Below are 18,798 nucleotides of genomic sequence, written 5' to 3'. Positions count from 1 at the left end.
GCAGTCCTAATTTTGTTTTTACTAACTTGATTTCAGTTTTCATTTCTGACAGTTTAGGGGTTAATGAATTGTGTTAACTCAACTCTAAGTTAATCCCTGTCTGTCAGATTAAATGTTAGCTTTTACAAATTATCAACTTCCTTATTTCACTGTAATATTATAAGTCATGTCCGTGGCAGCATCATAGTCGAACGGGTCTCCTTCTGCGATAGAAAAATGAAATCTTCCGCTATAATGAATAACATGAATGCTACCTGCTGAAAGGGGCTTGATCAATAGATAGTAACCGTCTGCTACTGCTGTTCCCGGACCACCCGTTTCGCCGAAAATCCAGGGAGTAGGGGCAAAAAAATGGAACTGAGGTGAGGCAGCGCGAAAGGAATCAATATTCTTAACCGGAGTGCCGTCTACTGTAGCAAACACATCGTGGATGTGATCGGCATTAAATTCTGCATTCGCGCGCTGGTCCTCCTCCGTTAGGTATCCTTCTAGACTGGAGGCTTCAGCGTTTAGCATTCCAACAAAAAGTCCTTTACCGGCTGGAATGGTACAGTTACGCACTACGGTATCCAACACACTGGCTAAATACCAGATAGGTCCGGATTGTCCCTCGGTCACATCAAAGCCCGGAGTATCCAGGAAGGGATGATTTTCCACTGGCAATTTCAAAGCCCATTGCCACCATTTTGCGCTTATAAGAGAGTATGCGCGGTCATGAGGCGGAATTACCAGACTGGCTTCGTTCGTGACCTTCTGATCAGATGGATTGACGGGTAACATTGATTTTTCCTTTTGGCAGGAAGTTGTAATCAACAGTGCTGCAGCTATAATCACAATAGCCATCACCGAATTTTTTCTAATTTTTTTCATATGAATTGGTTTTTAAAATTTGCCTACTCTATACCCTTTTCGGCTTCCGGGTGCTTACTCTTTTAAGTCCTATAAGAAAGTGGACAAGGATTTTCAGCTTTCTCCTTATTGTATTACCTGAACCGCGCCAATGCTTTTTCTTTTTGGCTCGGTTGTATTCACTCGCAGGTTAGGGGCCAGGAAGGAAAATTATTTAATCAGCACCATGGTCCTTGTGTCAATCATTTTCCCATCCACATACAGCGAATAAGAATAAGACCCACCTGCAAATGTTCCTGCTTCAAGAGTGAATTGAGTTTCACCGCAGGAAACAGGAATTGCTCTAACGATTCTTCCTGTTGAAGTCTCTGAAATCACAATCGAAGCGTCGCTGCAGTTCATCGGAACGCGGAAGGGGATGAGCGTAGAGTTGTCGAATGGATTGGGAATGTTTTGACCGAGCAAGGCGCCGGTAGTTTCGCTGGCAATAGAAACTTTTATAGTGCCATCGCTTATTCCTGATTGAAGATTTGAGATTTGAGATTTAAGATTTTCAATTTCCGATTTCAAATCATCCACTTCCGACTTCCGGCTTGCGGTCTCCGACTTTTGACCTTCATCTAATTCCTGCACTGCTTTTACAAGCGGAACTACAAATCTGCTATAGTCCAGGGCATAATTATCATGCTCGTTTTGCGGAGCATAGACACCATTAAATGTAAACCCATTTTCCTTCACCGCTTTATCTACCTCCTGTGCAATGAATCCCGTTTGGCGTGCCTTACTTTTTTCAGCGAGTTGACTCAGATAGTTGTCATCCGTAATTTTATTCTTGCAGTCCCTTCTTAAAAAATCATCAAATGTTTTATAATTGAAGGTATAGGTTACGGGACGCAGCTTATTAATGAAAGTAAGACCAGGAACATCGTTATCTTCTATATTTTCCTTAAATCTTCCATCACTTACAATAGTGTAACCGTTAGAGGTCGATAATATAGTTGTAGAACTGCCTAACTGCATTTTCTCGCTGGCATCTACTATCGCACCTTGACCTATAGCAGTAGCACTATACAGGCCGCCTGTTGAAACATCTGCATTAATTCCAAGAGCAGTGTTATTATAGCCTGTTGTATTTGAATATAGTGCTTGAAATCCCACTGCAGTATTATAATCACCCACATTACTAAAAAGCGATTGATATCCAAAGGCGGTGTTATCGTGATTATTAGCCTTATACAAGGCCTCAACACCGGTGGCGGTATTATTGTAGCCATTTTGGTTGGAAAAAAGCGCATCCATTCCATTGGCAGTATTATAATTTCCAGTGGTGTTCAAAGAAAGGGCATAAGACCCATTTGCCACGTTGTAATTTCCGGAGGTGTTGTCAAGAAGGGCGTTATTTCCATTTGCGGTGTTTAAATATCCGATAGTATTGGAATAAAGGGCCTCGTATCCGTTTGCGGTATTGTTAAATCCGGTGGTGTTGAAATAAAGGGCATAAGACCCATTTGCCGCGTTGTAATTTCCGGAGGTGTTGTAATAAAGGGTGTTAACTCCATTTCCGGTGTTGTAATATCCGGTGTTGTTGGAAAAAAGGGCACTAGCTCCATTTGCGGTGTTGTAGGCTCCGGTGGTGTTGCTATAAAGGGTTAAATACCCATTTGCGGTGTTGGAAAATCCGGTGGTATTGTAAGCAAGTGCATCTGCCCCATTTGCGGTGTTATTATATCCGGTGTTGTTGGAAAAAAGGGCACTAGCTCCATTTGCGGTGTTGTCGTATCCTGTATTGTTGATATGTAGCGCATGATTTCCGTTTGCGGTATTGTTAAATCCGGTGGTGTTGTAATAAAGGGCATAAGACCCATTTGCCGCGTTGTAATTTCCGGTGGTGTTGTAATAAAGCGCACCAATTCCCGTGGCAGTGTTATCACTTCCTGTGGTATTATTAAAAAGTGCCTGGTACCCTATACAAGTATTATCTGCTCCTGTGTTTGAGTTGAGCGTCTGATATCCGAAACTTGTATTTGCATTTGCAGCTGAGTAATCAATTAACCCCGCCTTCTGATTATTCACTTTAAAAATCAGTGGCTGAGCATCGGTAGTGCCGATAAAATTTATTGAGGCATCAGTGCCGCTGTTGCCTTTGAGTTCCCATCCTTTAGATGAGATGGCTTTCCATGCCGTTCCGCTGTAATAATAAAATCCAGCGGTTTTATCAGTTTGGTAAATCAAAAGTCCCTCCACTGGGGAGGAGATAGCATCACGCTGTGTCATTGTCATGCGCGGCAGCAGCACACCCCTGGTGGTTGACTTCACCTCGAGCAGTGATGATGCTTTTGGTGTAGTAGTGCCAATGCCTGCTGCGCCAGTGGATGGAAAAGTGTTTTGTGCATTTGCAGAATGAATTATGCAGAAGATGCTTAGCATCATGATGCATAAAGATGTACTGATAGTTTTCATATTATTATAATAAAATTGTTTGCCTACTCTATAACCTTTTCGGCTTCCGGGTGCTTACTCTTTTAAGTCCTATAAGAAAGTGGACAAGGATTTTCAGCTTCTCCTGATTTTGGTTAAATGGTATCTTATTATTTTCTACTTCTGGTACTCTATTATTCCTGTGTAAACCTCAGCATCAGTAATTATTCTCACAAAGTAAGCGCCCGCAGGAACGGAGGCATTAAATTTCACTCCTTCGAATAATTTGCCAGCCACTACTGCTGTGCGGTTCAAATAAACGCTTTGTCCGAGTATATTCAGAATTTCAATGTCGGCCTGCTCATTCACCGCGCCACTCAATTGTAGCTCTATCACGAACTGACCATTATTGGGGCTCGGATACAAACTCAGTCTGCCGGTTAACAGCTCTGTTGTTTCTGCAGCCTTACAGGATGTATAAACGGTAGTGATTGCAGAGGTACTGGAACACCCGCTCTCATTGGTAACCTTGACGGTATAATCACCGCTTCCTGTAGCAACGTAGGAACGAGTAGTAGCGCCGCTGATCTGTATTCCACCCTTATTCCACTGATAGGTGAAAGTGTGATTATTGCTTGAATTGGCACGCAATGTTACCGATCCGGTGGTGCAGATGTCAAGACTGCCGCTGGCGGTAATGGTTGCATTGGGTGCTGTTATCCTGGTTATTGTGGTAGTGTTTGAAGTTGCTGTGCAGGCACCATTCAATTCAACTACCGAGAAGTTTCCTTTCTTGATGGTTGAAAGGGTAGAATTGGTTGCACCTGATATCGGGTTGTTACCCTTGTACCACTGATAAGTCAATCCTGCTCCTGTGTTCGACGTCAGGGCAACCGGAACGCCATGGCAGACGGATACTGTTCCTGAAGGAGTGACGGTGGCCGTAAAACCATTTTCATCCGTAACACCATTGCAGTTATCATCGATGCCATTGCACATATCTGTAGTTCCGGGATAAACCGCGGAATTATTGTCATTGCAATCAGTATTATCAGGTACATATCCTAATACGGGAAAACAGGAGTAGTTTACATTATTAGCATCCCCATAACCATCTGCATCATTGTCGGCATATTGTGCACAACCGGTTGCACAGGTTAAATAAAAACTAAATGATGTTCCATAAGTTTCCGAATTGTCAACCATAATATAATAGGTATTGCCGGCAATTAGGTCATAGGGTAATTGTTGATCAGAATAGTAAAAATAGTCTGTAGCTGTTATACAATCCCATCCAGAATCACCGCACCCTCCGGAAGCATTTTTAATGAAGAAATAGGTTTCTGAAGTAAGATAATTTGAATTAAGGTAATAACTTCCGGATTCTGAAGGCGAAAACGAATAAATAACTTCTCTTCCTACAGGTTGGTAATAAGCATTATTACAAGTATTGAAGTTATATGTTCCTGCCCCGGGTGGAAAATTTACGTTCACGGGATTTTGATACCCACAGGTAATTGTCTGTATTGATAAACAGGGATCCGGGTTCGGACAATCAATTTCAAATGTCAGGGTGGAGCTCATGGTATCTAAGCCATCCACCATAATATAATAATGAGTACCGGAAACCAGGGCCAAATTTCCTCCAATACATTCCCATCCATCATTATTACATCCGGACGATACCTCTTTAACAAAAAACAGGTCGTTACCTGACCCACCGGAGAACCCACCCAACGCAAAATTCCCTGTAGCCGGGGCTATGAACTCATAAATGTTTTCTTTACCCGGTTCCTGGTTATATCCACAAGAATTTACGGGTCCGAATTCACCTAATCCTTCAGGACGTGAAGAAGTAATCGCAATTCCGCAACCTGATATGGTTGTTATGGTTGCACAAGCATCATAGGCAACGGAAGGACACACAATGGTAAACTGATGTGTAGCAGTTTGTGAAGGATCGGCACCATCGGCCATAATATAATACGATTCACCTGCCGTTAAAGGGTAAGGGAAAGCCACTGACTGACTTCCATAATATACGTATGCAAGTGGTGTCCAGTTATTATTGTTACATCCGTCAGAAGCTACTTTAACAGAGTATTGTACCTCTTCATTATAACTTAAGTCTTCAACATTAAACAAATGATTTCCTGAAACGGCTGGCGTAAATTCAAACATCTTTTCTTTCCCCGTGTAGCTAAACCCATTGCGTGGAGAAAAAACTCCCAATCCGCTCGTAATATTTACTGTAGCAAGATCCCCACAATTTGCGCTTTGAATAGAATCACATGGAAAATATGGTTCAGGACAACTGATAGAAAAATCATGATTTGCTCCATTATAGCTTCCTGCCTTTAGCATAATATAATAAGTTTGGCCGGCAACTAACGGGTAAGGCGTATAGTAGGGATAAGAATAGGTTGGGTTTGACGTGGAACCAATACATGTCCAGTTTAAGTCATTACATCCTGAAGATGCATCCTTGATAAGATAACTTACACTATTATAATTTGTGCCTGTAACATTAACGGCATAAGTTCCCGAAACTGTTGCTGAAAAAGAATAAATTAATTCCTTTCCAAATGGATTGTAAGCAGTACATTCTAAGCCCGAAATTCCTGAGGATTGATTGTATGCGCCCACTCCCTGGGGAATTGTTGCTGTAACGGATGATGCGCACGTTATAGGTGTAATAGTAGAACACGGATTCCATACCTCGGGACAAGTAATTTCAAAAGATTGTGAACCCCCGTTCAAGGTAGTACCATCAGCCATTATATAATAGGTAGTCCCTGCATTCAATGTAGCAGGTATTAATAAATATGTAGAAGAATAGTATTCCCCAATACACTTCCAGTCATTGGAATTACAGCCTGAAGCTGCCTCTTTAAAAAAGTATTTAACAGGAAAGCTGTATGAAGAAGCAGTAATATGGATGCTTGCATTTCCTGATAAAGTAGGTGTAAATTCATAAACTATCTCTTTACCAACCGGATTATCTCCATAGCCGCACCCGGTGAGATTAAATGCACCTGTTCCGGAAGGCACTGAAAAATTTATGATACTGTTACAGGATACAACGGTAGGCGTTGCACAGGGGGTTGAAGGAATGAAGCAATCAATCTGCAATGTAAAATCAACACCGGATAGAGAATATGCGTCTTCGAGGAAGTAGTAAGTTGTATCTTGTAACAAATAACCTATAAGATAAGTGTTATCATAGGAGGTTTCAGTGATGCAATTCCAGTTATTTTCATCACAGCCTAAGGATGCTTTTTTGTAGCTAAAACCAGCACTATTATATCCATAATTGTTTTGATTGAGGGTTAAGGTATAATTACCCGCCACCGTTGGCTTGAAAGAATAAATTCTCTCCTTGCCGTTATTCTGATAATCTTGACATTGTGTATTTGAATACGCTCCTACCCCTGAAGGGATAAATGCATTTACCTGTGATCCGCAACTATCAATTGTAGTTATACTTTGACAGGGAAAAGAGGGGGTAAAGCAATCAATCTGCAAGGTAAAATCAGCACCGGAAAGAGAATATGCATCTGCTAGGAAGTAGTAAGTGGTATCCTGTAACAAATAACCGATAAGATAAATGTTATTATAGGATGTTTCAGTGATGCAATTCCAGTTATTTTCATCACAGCCTAAGGATGCTTTTTTGTAGCTAAAACCAGCACTATAATATCCATTATTGTTTTGATTGAGGGTTAAGGTATAATTACCCGACACCGTTGGCGTGAAAGAATAAATTCTCTCCTTGCCGTAATTCTGATAATCTTGACATTGTGTGTTTGAATACGCTCCTACCCCTGAAGGTATAAATGCATTTACCTGTGATCCGCAACTATCAATTGTAGTTATACTTTGACAGGGAAAATAGGGGGTAAAGCAATCAATCTGAAAGGTATAACTCGCACCGTATGTGGATGAAGCATCATGGATCAGGTAATAATTTGTATTGGCTGAAAGTGATCCTAATATGAAGGTTCCGGATCCATAAATGCCATCAATGCAGATCCATCCCTCCCCATTGCAGCCACTGCTTGCCTCCTTATAGGCAAAAGCGCCGGATCCATAAGAAGTCGTAGTAATTGTATAAGTCCCCGCTTCCATACTTGTAAATTCAAAAATATTTTCCTTACCCACCTGAGGGTTGGGACATGTATTAAATGCCCCCGTACCCGGAGGAATAACGGAGGTGACAGATGTTCCACACGTAATAGCCGACAGAGTACCACATGCATCATATACCGTAGTGAAATTTACAGGACCTAAATTCTGGCTGTATCCATCAACTCCACAATTTCTCCGGATAAAAACCGAATAATCAGTAGACGGAGTAAGTCCGGAAAGGGAAGCAGGTGAAGTATTAGCGCTTATTATAGTACCACCACTACCAGCAGAAGCGCCTGTTCCGGGAACAAATCCGGCCATTCCATATTCAATTATAAAAGGCCCTGCACATGAGTTGCAGGTCCAATTGATATCGGCCGTGCTTAAGGTTACATTTGAAACTGACAAGGAGGAGATTCCGGGACATGGAGGTGCAGCGGAAATATTGGCTGTATAATCCTGTGTTTCCCCATAGTAAAAGGTCATACAAGCATCGGGCAAAGTAAATTGATAGTAATCTCCATTTAATCTTACTCTCATACGATGCATTCCCAGAGGAGCTGTTAAAGGAATAGCAATTGTCCCGGTAAATTCTCCATTGTAAGATGAGCTGAATAGGATTTCACCAGCATCTCCAAAATCATCATTATCATTAAAATCAATCCAGATGCCTGCAAAATCACTATATGGATAATAGGACGAGGAAGTGAGTGAAAAAATATAGGACTCCCCCTGGGCCAGTTCGCAGCTCAAATTAGTATAATCTGCCGCATCAGGTCCTGAACAGCCGGTATTTGTTTGATTGATATTACTTAGATTAAAATTGTCAATGGCTGAACCATAATAACAACTGTAATATGGATTGTAAAGTCCGCTGGTACAAACCTGCGATTGTGAGGTTTTGAGGGTGAGGAGGAATACTATTCCTAATAGTGTTAAGGTCTTTGTATAAAATTTCATAGCGAGATAAATTTTTAAGAACCTTAAAGATATCTCTGTAATCAGGTTATAAACTCAGCATTTAGAATGCGGTATTGGAAGAGACAAATGATGTAGAATTGAAATAGAATTTGGTTTATTTATTTAAATCCCCCATCAGCGGTTTTCAAAAATTCCCTCTTCTTTCGCCTTGAAACTGCTACCTCCGACCAGCCAGGTCCACTTAATGGTGCAATAAGAATTTTTAATGCACTGCACATTGATCAAGTAGCCTTGATGAACCATGAAAAACACTTTCTTCTGTAGCTCTTCATAAATCCTTTGAATGCTTATAAGCTAAAATTTTTGATTTAATAGTTGAGGATTTAAAGGTTAGAACTCATTAGGAATAAAGTTGTCGTCATTCAACGGCAAGCAAAACGCAAGTGGTCATTCAGCAATCGGAAAGTCATCATTCGCTTTAATTTAATGAGTTACATCCACCTGTTGATTTTATAAAAAATCCATTAGCTGCTTTTGAAAAACCAAGAACTAAATTGGTGCAGCAGCTATTTTCTACCTGATTGAGCAACAGGCAGAATTTTTTTAAAATAAGCTATCAGCGATCTATTCTCACAGCCAGGGGCATTCCTAATTGTGGCTTTTCCGATTTTTAACGGACAGCAGTGAAAAAAAATGATAATTTAAATTGCAAGAAAGCTATGGTTATACTTAAGGGCCAATCCGCTGCATTTAGAAAGCGGTAGGGAAAGAAAACAATACGGTAAAATTGAAATAGAATCCGGCTTTGCTAAAACCCGTTCATCAGGCGTTTCAGAAATTCATCCTTCTTTCGCCTCGAAACGGCAATTTCTGATCCGTCAGTCATCGTAATAGTTCCGCCAATGTCGCGGGAATAATTTTTAATGTAATGCACATTGATCAGATGGCTTTGGTGAACCCTGAAAAAACCATTTTCTTCCAGTAACCCTTCATAATCTTTTAAAGGCTTGCACACTAAAATCTTTGATTTGTCTTTTAGATGAAACTGAGTATAATTACTATCCGACTCGCACCTGATAATATCACCAAGACTTACAATTGCAAAACCATTTAATGTAGGAAGCGCAATTTTTTTCTGAGAATCACTTACTGACTTAATATAAAGCAGCACTTCATATTGTTTCTGCGTTTTTTCGGTGAGAATCTTTTCATCATATTGTTTTAATGCTTCATTTAGATCCTGCACGCCGAAGGGTTTAAGCAAAAAATCAAGTGCTGAAAACCGGATTGCCTTTATTGCATACTGATCAAAAGCAGTTGTAAAGATCACTTCAAAATTCTTTTTTTCAATTTGTTCAAGCACCTGGAACCCATTGCCGGGTGGCATTTCAACATCAAGAAAAATTAAGTCAGGATCATAGATTTTAATGTCATGAACTGCCTCTTTTACTGATTTGCTTTTTGCAACAACATGTAGTTTATCCCTGAAGTTTTCGGTAATCATCTTATTCAACGCATCGCTGAATTTTTTTTCATCGTCTACAATAATTGTTTTTATCATGCCAGTTTTTTACTAATGCAAATAAATACGATAGATATTTAATCAGTTCCCTGAATTCAAACTGCTTCTTCAAAAGGCAGCGTAAAAGTTACATTAAGCCCTGTGAAATTATTATCTCCGTTTAAATCACGGAATTTGAGATTGGTTTCTATTTTTTTTATCTGTTCAATAATAGCCAGCCGTTCTGCGGTTATTTTTAATCCATGCGATTCAGCTTTCAACCCATTATTCGGTATACTTGAAACTTCCCTGCCAATTCCATTATCCTCCACTTCACATTGAATGGTTTCATTTTGTTTCTTAACCCTGATAATAATTTTTCCTGGTTTATTCCTTGGCGCCAATCCATGCCAGATTGAATTTTCAACAATTGGCTGTAGTAGCATTGGCGGAATCAACGTATTTTCAGGATCAATTTCGGGATCAATTTCAATAGAATAGCTAAACGGGTGCTCCATTCGCTGTGATTCGAGATGCATGTATAATTCAAGGACTTCAACCTCTTTTGATAAAACAATTTCCTTTTGACGCGAATTTTCGAGAATGGCTCGCATGAGTTTCGAAAACTGTATCAGATATTCCGAAGCCAGGATAGTTTTATGTGATTGGATATACTCATTGATTGATCTTAAAGAATTGAAAATAAAATGCGGGTTCATTTGTGCACGCAAAGCTTTCATTTCCACATCAGTTACCATGGAATTGAATTCGGCCTCTTTTTTCCTGCTGTTAGCATCACGTCTGCGCTTGTATAAATAAAAAATTATTGTACCGGATAGAATCAGAATCAAAGTTCCGGCAATTATTACCACCTGGATGATTCGCTGACGGCTAAGTTGGGACTGGTGTAAAAGCTCTTCATGCCTAAGCTTCGAAATTTGGTAATCTTTTTTTTCACTTTCATACTTAGATTGCATTTCAGCAATAGCTTTTTGGTCATCTTCATTTAACATACTATCTCGGTAAAGACTATAAAGACGGCTATATTTCAATGCCTCTTTATAATCCCCTTTTTTTTCATACAAATCAGTATAGGTAAAATAATTCATCTGTTGAAAATAGATACTGTGTATATTCCTGGCAATTGCAAGACTGGAATCAAGATAATGAATGGCCAATTTAAAATTCCCCCGGTTAATATACTCTCCACCTAAACCATTAAGAATTCCGCTCATAGAATATTTATCATTGGTTTTTTCAACGGCTGATAAAGCTTTATTATAGTAGGCAATTGACGAATCTGAATTTAAATCAGAATATAATACAGCCAGGTTATTCAGGCTTTTTGCTAAGCCATTCACATCTTGAATTTCATACTTTATATGAAGTGATTTTTTAAGATAATATAAAGCTGAATCAATTCTTCCTATATCAATATACACTCCTCCAATGTTATTATATAATCTACCGATTTCTTTTTTATCCTTCAACGTAATCCTTAGTTCCAGTGATTTACGGAAATAATATAAAGAATTTTCATTACTATGCTCCATCATACGATTAATATTTCCCATATCACAATATGCTTTTGCCATTCCTACCTCATCATTTAATTCTTCATTAATCTTTAAACCTTCCATAAAATGTTTTGCTGACTCCTTATAACTGCCTCTTCTTCTCTCCACTTCTCCTAATGAGGAATATGCTTTAGCCAACTGGCTTTTTATTGTAAAAACTATTTCCCTGCTAATTACTGATTGGGATTGAATCAAGTTTTTTGCAAATTCAATAGCTCTGTTTGAATAAATAATGGAGCTGTCATAACTATCATCGGAATACATTTCAGATAGATCATTCAAGGCATGCAATTTAACCGTATCATTATTTGAATAACGGATTAATCTTTGTAAAAAGTCCTTTTTATTTCGATTTTGTCCATTGCAAATACTTGTTCCGAAAAACACAATTAGTACAATCAATGAACTTTGAAGCTTTTTCAAGATAATAGTATTAATTGCGTTATTATGGCCGGAAATGAAAGGCAAATAATGTACTGATAAAAAAATGCCAATTTGCCTGATTTCAGACGGCTTCTTCAAAAGGCAGCGTAAAAGTTACATTAAGCCCTGTGAAATTATTATCTCCGTTTAAATCACGGAATTTGAGATTGGTTTCTATTTTTTTTATCTGTTCAATAATACCCAGCCGTTCTGCGGTTATTTTTAAGCCATGCGATTCAGCTTTCAACCCATTATTTGATATACTTGAAACTTCCCTGCCAATTCCATTATCCTCCACCTCACATTGAATGGTTTCATTTTGTTTCTTAACCCTGATGATAATTTTTCCTGGTTTATTCCTTGGCGCCAATCCATGCCAGATTGAATTTTCAACAATTGGCTGTAGTAGCATTGGCGGAATTAAAGTATTTTCAGGATCAATTTCGGGATCAATTTCAATAGAATAGCTAAACGGGTGCTCCATTCGCTGTGATTCGAGAGCCATGTATAATTCAAGGACTTCAATCTCTTTTGATAAAACAATTTCCTTTTGACGCGAATTTTCGAGAATGGCTCGCATGAGTTTCGAAAACTGTATCAAATATTCCGAAGCCAGGATAGTTTTATGTGATTGGATATACTCATTGATTGATCTTAATGAATTAAAAATAAAATGCGGGTTCATTTGTACACGAAGTAAGCGCTGCTCAAGTTCATGTAAGTGTTGCTGCGTTTTTAATTTTAATGCAAACTGATCTCTTCTTCTTTTTAAATAAAAAATAAGCCCGGTACCGCAAATAACTATCGATAATCCATAGAACAACCCGGTACGATACCACGGTGGATTAATTTTAAATTCAAAAATAGCTGCCTTGCTCCATGGAGAATTTGCGGTACGGGAATGCACTTTAAATACATAATTCCCGGGGGCCAGATTAATGAGCGAAACTTTGTTGGAAGTTCCATTAAATATCCAGGAACTGTCATTGTCATTCATATTATAGCTATAATAAATTTCATCAGCATCAGAATAACAGGCGGAGGTATAACTGATAATAAATTGATTTAGTGAAAATGGAAGAACAGGTTTAACGGGAGTAAAAAAAAAGGGTGTCAGTAATCTGCAGTACTCCATCCAATTCACTTTGTTATCAGCAATGCTGATGTCACTTATATAAATTTTCGGAGGGATCACATTTTCCACCACTTTATCGCATTCAATATAACCTGCCCCATACCGGTTAGTAAAATAAATTCTGTTGCTTCCATCAAATACTAAATAGCAGAGAGACCAATCTGTAACGCCCGTTAAGGCATCAAGGTTATATTTAGAAACATTGTAATGTAAACTGTCAATAATTCTTATGCTGAATATACCTGACGTAGAAGCCACCCACATACGACCGCTTTTGTCAAAGTCAATCGCATTTATCAAATTGGATATAAAACCGTTTTTGGTTGAAAAATGATAATCAATTTTAATGCTGTCTGACGTGATCAGATGAATTTTAAAAACACCTTGAGTTTTGGTAGTTATGTAGGTATATCCCGAACTATCAAAATAAAAATGGGAATCAGAGAAAAGTTTTATAGAAAAGTTTTTGACTGTAAACACACTGTCGTTTTTTATATACCCCACAATTGCGGTTTTGCTTTCTATACAAAACCAGGTGCGGCCTGAGTAATCAGTATTCATGGCATTTACATACTCTCCCTGATTTTGAAATACACTAAAATTTTTTACAATACTGTCATTTCTGACTTTAACAATACCCGTATCACCGGATAGGTAAATGGCGTCTTTCGACCTGTTATATGTAAGTGCACCCATTACTCTTTTAAACGATTGGAAACGACCTGAAAGATCCTCGATCTGATTTGAATTAATACGGTAAATATTACCATGATTATTACCCATCCAGATTCTCTGCTCTTTATCAATAGTAATCGAATACATCCAAGCCCCAGAGTATTTGAATTTACCTCTGTAATTATAGTTTTCTGAAACCGGAATCAGGGAATCATCTCTAAATACAAAGGGTTCACCCTCTATTCGTCCTATTATAATTTTACCATCGCCTGCATTAAAAACCTTACATATTAATCCTTTAGGCTTCGCAATAAAATGGATGTACCTTGGTGTTAACCTATATAACCCGGAATTGCCGCTAAGCCACATGTTACCATAACGGTCCTGCATAATATCATAAACCTCACCTAGTATAATAATTTTATCAATTGATTTTTGGTTTGAACTGTAATAATCAAAAATTTTAACACCCTGGCTACCAATAGCCACCCAAAGTTTACCTGATCTATCAAGATAAACGTCCGAAACAAAACCGTTTATTTCGTCCGGATAAATTACAATCAATGAATCATTTTTAAACTTGTAAACGCGTTTATTGGTAAATACAAAAATTTCGCTATTGAATGTTCTCACGGACTTGAAGACAGGAAATAATTCCTCATTACAGATTATCCGGTTCAAATTTTGATATTTATCGTAAACACAGAGACTGTCACGAAAATTAAAAAGCAGGCGGTTATCATCCAACTCCACCACCTGATTATAAAAAACAAGATCATCATTTTTAATAAAGGGAATTTTAACCCAAACATTATTTTGCAATTCATAAATTCCTGAACCCACGGTTACCCATATTTTTTTATTTTTTGTGATGAACTGCTGAGTGACCCATAAATTGCGGGGTTTGTTCTGAAAGGGATAATTTATAAACCTCCTTCCATCAAACTTATAAGGACCGTAAATCGTATTTCCCCAAAGGTTTCCTAATGAGTCTTCAAAAGCTACATCTATGTTTGAAATGGAATCGGTTTCATCTGAGCTTATATTTTGGAATTTTTTTCCGTCAAACTTGCTCAATCCATCTTGGCCACTGATCCATAAAAAATCCCGGCTATCCTGAAACACGCTATAAACAGATGCGGAAGGCAAGCCATCAGATACCCCATATTGACGTATATCGTAATGCTGGGCTAATAAATACTGAAAATGAAAAATTATAAATAAAATTGAAAAAAGGACTTTTCTATAGGGGGTATGGAAAATCACGGAGAATATCTTGAATAGAGTCAGTTATTATAAATAAAGGTTACGCATCGGGAGCAACGATCATTTTTGTGTTTGCAGATCTCTGGCAGATTGCCTTTGCTTAGAGTAAAGTTCAAAACTCCACCATTCTTTAGCACGATCCACCTTCGGAAATTCCAAAATAACAATTCTTTCGGATTGCCAGCTTCCCTCTAATGTTTCTGTCTGTCCGCCACGAACCACAAACCTGCCATCAAAAGCAGCGACTACAGCAAGTGTGAGTTTTTGTCTTCTTCATATTCTTCGAAATCATGGATGGAAACTTCTGCTATTACGTATGCTGACATCCGGTTTTTTTTATTTATTATTTACCTTTTTTGGAAGAAATGATTCAAATGCATAAAGCTGCTGATTAGATTATAGATCCAAAGCTAAATGGTCGGGATTGCAAATGCCGACCAGGAAGGAAAACATTATTACCGAAGCCTGCTTAATGAATTGGTACCCGGTGATGCGCGGCAAAATGCGTGCCTTCAGAACCATCGGTAGCATGCAGCACCGCAATAGCTTAAATGGGATAAGCTTTTAAAGAAAGAATGATCCGTAAGCCAGGGCAGTAAAGAACGTGCATGACAACGCGTATTAGACTGCCAGAAAAATCTTTTAATTATTGTTAGTAAGCATTCAAGGGAATTAAATTAAAAATAAGTTGCTCTTTTAAAAAAAATTTCATAATTTTAATATAATTAAATATTAAATCACTAAATTTTCTCACTTTTTTACAAAGTGAAACAATCCACATGAAACTTGAAAAATTAGATGCAAAAAAATTCCAAACATTGGAAAACACTCAATTACCTAAAGTTGTTGGTGGCACTAAAACCAAAGGTAAAACAAGACTCTTAGGGATTATAATTATCGATACTACTCGTGATCACTAATTTTGTTTTACCACATTGTCTTTAGGATAATGTGTTTTGGAGATGGGTGTTTCAGAAACAGCTTACAGCTTAAACCCTCGTAAGATGAATTTTTTGAGACACCTATCTTTATTTACAATAGGAAGAACAAATTGCTTCATTTTATAAGCTCTGAATTACTTCTCAAAGCATTAATCTGATTTATATTTAATAAGCAGCAATTCGATTAATTCAATGATTTTAATTGTATCCGAATCAACAGATTATTCTACCAGTGCAGTAATAAGCTGGATCAATTTCTTAAAACCTTCCGCAGAAATAATCAGAATTAATTATACAGATAAGATATCGGCATTATCAATAACCAATGCTTCTATAAAATTTACCTTTCAAAGATGGAATAATGAAGCTATTGAAGTTGACTTCAGCAACATAACTTCTTATTGGTATAGAAGGGGTAAATTTGATTTTGATAAAGCTTTTTTAAATCCATTTTTTCAAAAGCAACTATATAAATATGAACAGGATGAGCTAAAAAGCATTGCAACCTATTTACATTATACTTTAAAAAAAATAAAATCGCTTAACAGTTATTTAAATGTTGCTCCCAACAAGCTAATGGTAAATAACCTGGCGGAAAGCTTCGGATTAATAACTACTGAATATATTATAACTACTGAAAAAAAATCTCTCTTAAATTTTGCTGCTGAAAAGGCGGGTGTAGTAACAAAAGGAATTGATGAATCCATATTTCTGGAAATTGATGAAGATGCCATTAACGGGTATACAGAAAAGTTAGTTGCTGAAGATTTAAATGAATATAGTGATAAGATATTCCCGACTCTGTTGCAAAAGCAGGTTGACAAGAAGTATGAGCTAAGAATATTTTATCTGGATGGTGTGTTTTATCCAATGGCTATATTTTCTCAAAGAGATGAGCAAACCCGCGTTGATTTCAGAAGATATAACTTTAAAAAGGAAAATCGCTGCGTACCTTTTAAACTGCCAAAGAGTGTGCAATCGAAGCTTAGATTGCTGATGAATAAATTAGATTTAAACTGCGGTTCTATAGATATGATCGTAAATACAAACAATGAATTTGTTTTTTTAGAGGTAAATCCTGTTGGACAATTTGGGATGGTGAGTGAACCCTGTAACTATTTTTTAGAAAAAAAAATAGCAGAATTTCTTTTAAAGCAGAAAGTATGGAAAAATTAACTCTTATTAAGGAAATAGCTGAAAACTTAAAAGATCTTCCGGTAGCGTTCAGATATCTTAATGAAGTTAAGAATTATCGGGAAGGAGTTCTGAATCAGGAACAACCGCCTGACGAGACAGAAACGGCAAACTGGAAACCGTTTCAGATTGACAGATATCAAACCTCCAGGTATATGCAAACAGGAGCATATTATAAGCCTATCAGCAGAATATTTTTGCCTAAACAAAATGACCAATCTCCTGAATTAATATAACACGGCAGATAAAGTCATTACTTTTTTGTATTAATTAAACAGCACTGAAGAAAAAATGGCTTTTGAAGTTGATGATAATACATATTTCAAACTATTCTCCGACTGTATTCCAGTAAAAGGACATACAAGATCGATTATTTGTGATTTGGGCAGACAAAATTTTGATTTCATTCCGAATTCTTTATATTTTATACTTAAAAAATATGCTGACAAGAGCTTGAAAAAAATATTCGATAGTTTCAACAATGAAGAGCATTCAACCTTAAATGAGTACTTCTTATATCTCTATGAAAAGGAATATATTTTCTGGTGTACCAAAGATGAATTAAAGTCATTTCCGGATGCCGAACTGAAATTCGAAACTCCGTCAATTATTGATAATTCCATTGTAGATGTAGATTACAGAAGTAATCATGACTGGAACAAAATAATCAGCCAATTAACTGAGCTTGGCTGTTCAAATCTGCAAATAAGAATTTTTGATAAACATAGCTTTAGCTATTGTTATCCTGTTTTTGATTTACTCGAAAACAGCATCATTACAAATGTTGAAATTCTTATTCCTTTTTCTGTTCAAGCAAATGAAAGTAAGTTTTTATCTGAATTTTCAAATAAATATCTTCGCTTAAGCAAATTAACTGTGCATAGCAGCCCTTTCAATAAAAATTATACCGTAGCTAACACTTTAACAAATATTAATCTAACAACCGATGTAATCAACAGCAATAAATGCTGTGGCATTGTAAATCCTGCTTTCTTTACAGTTAACATGGATTTTTTTGCGGAAAGCCTTAAGTATAATACCTGCTTAAATAAAAAAATTTCTATTGATGCCTGCGGTTATATTAAAAACTGCCCGTCAATGGCTGAAAATTACGGGCATATTAATACGACCAGCTTAAATGATGTTGTTTCCAATCCTTCTTTTTTAGCTAAGTGGAAAATTACAAAAGATGATATTAAAATATGTATGGATTGTGAGTTCAGGCATATTTGCCTGGATTGCAGAGCATTTGTTGAGCACCCTGACGATCCGTTTTCTAAACCATTGAAATGCAGTTATGATCCGTACTCCGGAGAATGGATAAAGAATAAGTCAGCCATTCCTGAATTTGCTGAGGTGGCAGAATTTTATGAGTTTAAAAACATAGTGTTTTAATTTAAGATAATGGCAAAGTTTCCCTTCATACCGCAGGACTATACAAAAGATTGTGGGCCAACCTGTCTGCAAATGATCTGCAAATATTATGGCAAAAATATTTCGTTAGAAGTTCTTAGAAACAATACAAACTATTCAAAGCTTGGTGTAAGTTTTCTCTCAATAAAGATGGCTGCAGAACAATTAGGATTTAAGGCCATAGCTGTTAAATCAACTTTTTCAAACATTATTGAAAACGGTACATTCCCGTGTATTTTATTTTGGAAGGAAGAGCATTTTGTTGTGCTGTTTAACAAAAAAAAAAATTAATTGCCGATCCTGCAACCGGTATTGAGAAAGTAAGTGAAAGAGATATACAGGAAAAGTTTGCATTAG

11 protein-coding genes and 1 pseudogene are annotated in these 18,798 nt (G+C 37.3%); 5 read left to right on the top strand and 7 right to left on the bottom strand.

What is annotated here, in order from left to right; translation table 11 throughout:
* Positions 1-141 precede the first annotated feature (141 nt).
* From H0W62_13510 to H0W62_13480, 7 genes and pseudogenes are all read right to left on the bottom strand, one after another.
* Positions 142-870 (bottom strand): hypothetical protein, encoded by a 729-nt coding sequence (locus H0W62_13510; GenBank protein MBA3649545.1) that lies wholly within the window; start codon positions 868-870, stop codon positions 142-144.
* A 189-nt stretch (positions 871-1,059) separates the two neighbouring features.
* Complete coding sequence (locus H0W62_13505; GenBank protein MBA3649544.1) at positions 1,060-3,309, bottom strand: tail fiber domain-containing protein; 2,250 nt, start codon at positions 3,307-3,309, stop codon at positions 1,060-1,062.
* Positions 3,310-3,444: 135 nt separating this feature from the next.
* Positions 3,445-8,355: a T9SS type A sorting domain-containing protein gene (locus H0W62_13500; GenBank protein ID MBA3649543.1), complete on the bottom strand. Its 4,911-nt coding sequence runs from the start codon at positions 8,353-8,355 to the stop codon at positions 3,445-3,447.
* A 769-nt stretch (positions 8,356-9,124) separates the two neighbouring features.
* Complete coding sequence (locus H0W62_13495) at positions 9,125-9,877, bottom strand: response regulator transcription factor (GenBank protein ID MBA3649542.1); 753 nt, start codon at positions 9,875-9,877, stop codon at positions 9,125-9,127.
* Positions 9,878-9,933: 56 nt separating this feature from the next.
* On the bottom strand, positions 9,934-11,676 hold the full coding sequence (locus H0W62_13490) for a tetratricopeptide repeat protein (protein MBA3649541.1): 1,743 nt from the start codon (positions 11,674-11,676) through the stop codon (positions 9,934-9,936).
* Between the two features lie 223 nt (positions 11,677-11,899).
* The gene (locus H0W62_13485) at positions 11,900-14,893 is read right to left on the bottom strand and encodes a histidine kinase (GenBank protein MBA3649540.1); all 2,994 of its coding nucleotides are present in this window, start codon (positions 14,891-14,893) and stop codon (positions 11,900-11,902) included.
* Between the two features lie 60 nt (positions 14,894-14,953).
* A pseudogene (locus H0W62_13480) lies at positions 14,954-15,219 on the bottom strand (DUF1330 domain-containing protein).
* Positions 15,220-15,672: 453 nt separating this feature from the next.
* Here H0W62_13480 and H0W62_13475 point away from each other — a divergent pair.
* The 5 genes from H0W62_13475 (at position 15,673) to H0W62_13455 (ending at position 18,732) form a co-directional block, all read left to right on the top strand.
* Positions 15,673-15,813: a hypothetical protein gene (locus H0W62_13475; protein ID MBA3649539.1), complete on the top strand. Its 141-nt coding sequence runs from the start codon at positions 15,673-15,675 to the stop codon at positions 15,811-15,813.
* 213 nt (positions 15,814-16,026) lie between these two features.
* Positions 16,027-17,010 carry a grasp-with-spasm system ATP-grasp peptide maturase gene (gwsG, locus tag H0W62_13470; GenBank protein ID MBA3649538.1) on the top strand — a complete coding sequence of 328 codons (984 nt, stop codon included), beginning with the start codon at positions 16,027-16,029 and terminating at the stop codon, positions 17,008-17,010.
* Positions 16,998-17,264 carry a hypothetical protein gene (locus H0W62_13465; GenBank protein MBA3649537.1) on the top strand — a complete coding sequence of 89 codons (267 nt, stop codon included), beginning with the start codon at positions 16,998-17,000 and terminating at the stop codon, positions 17,262-17,264. The genes gwsG and H0W62_13465 overlap by 13 nt, the downstream gene beginning before the upstream one ends.
* A 55-nt stretch (positions 17,265-17,319) precedes the next feature.
* Positions 17,320-18,423 (top strand): grasp-with-spasm system SPASM domain peptide maturase, encoded by a 1,104-nt coding sequence (gene gwsS, locus H0W62_13460; protein MBA3649536.1) that lies wholly within the window; start codon positions 17,320-17,322, stop codon positions 18,421-18,423.
* 9 nt (positions 18,424-18,432) lie between these two features.
* The gene (locus tag H0W62_13455) at positions 18,433-18,732 is read left to right on the top strand and encodes a hypothetical protein (GenBank protein ID MBA3649535.1); all 300 of its coding nucleotides are present in this window, start codon (positions 18,433-18,435) and stop codon (positions 18,730-18,732) included.
* Positions 18,733-18,798 lie beyond the last annotated feature (66 nt).

The organism is Chitinophagales bacterium, assembly GCA_013816805.1.
GTDB lineage: Bacteria > Bacteroidota > Bacteroidia > Chitinophagales > UBA10324 > MGR-bin340.
This window is presented reverse-complemented; position numbering and strand designations above follow the sequence as displayed.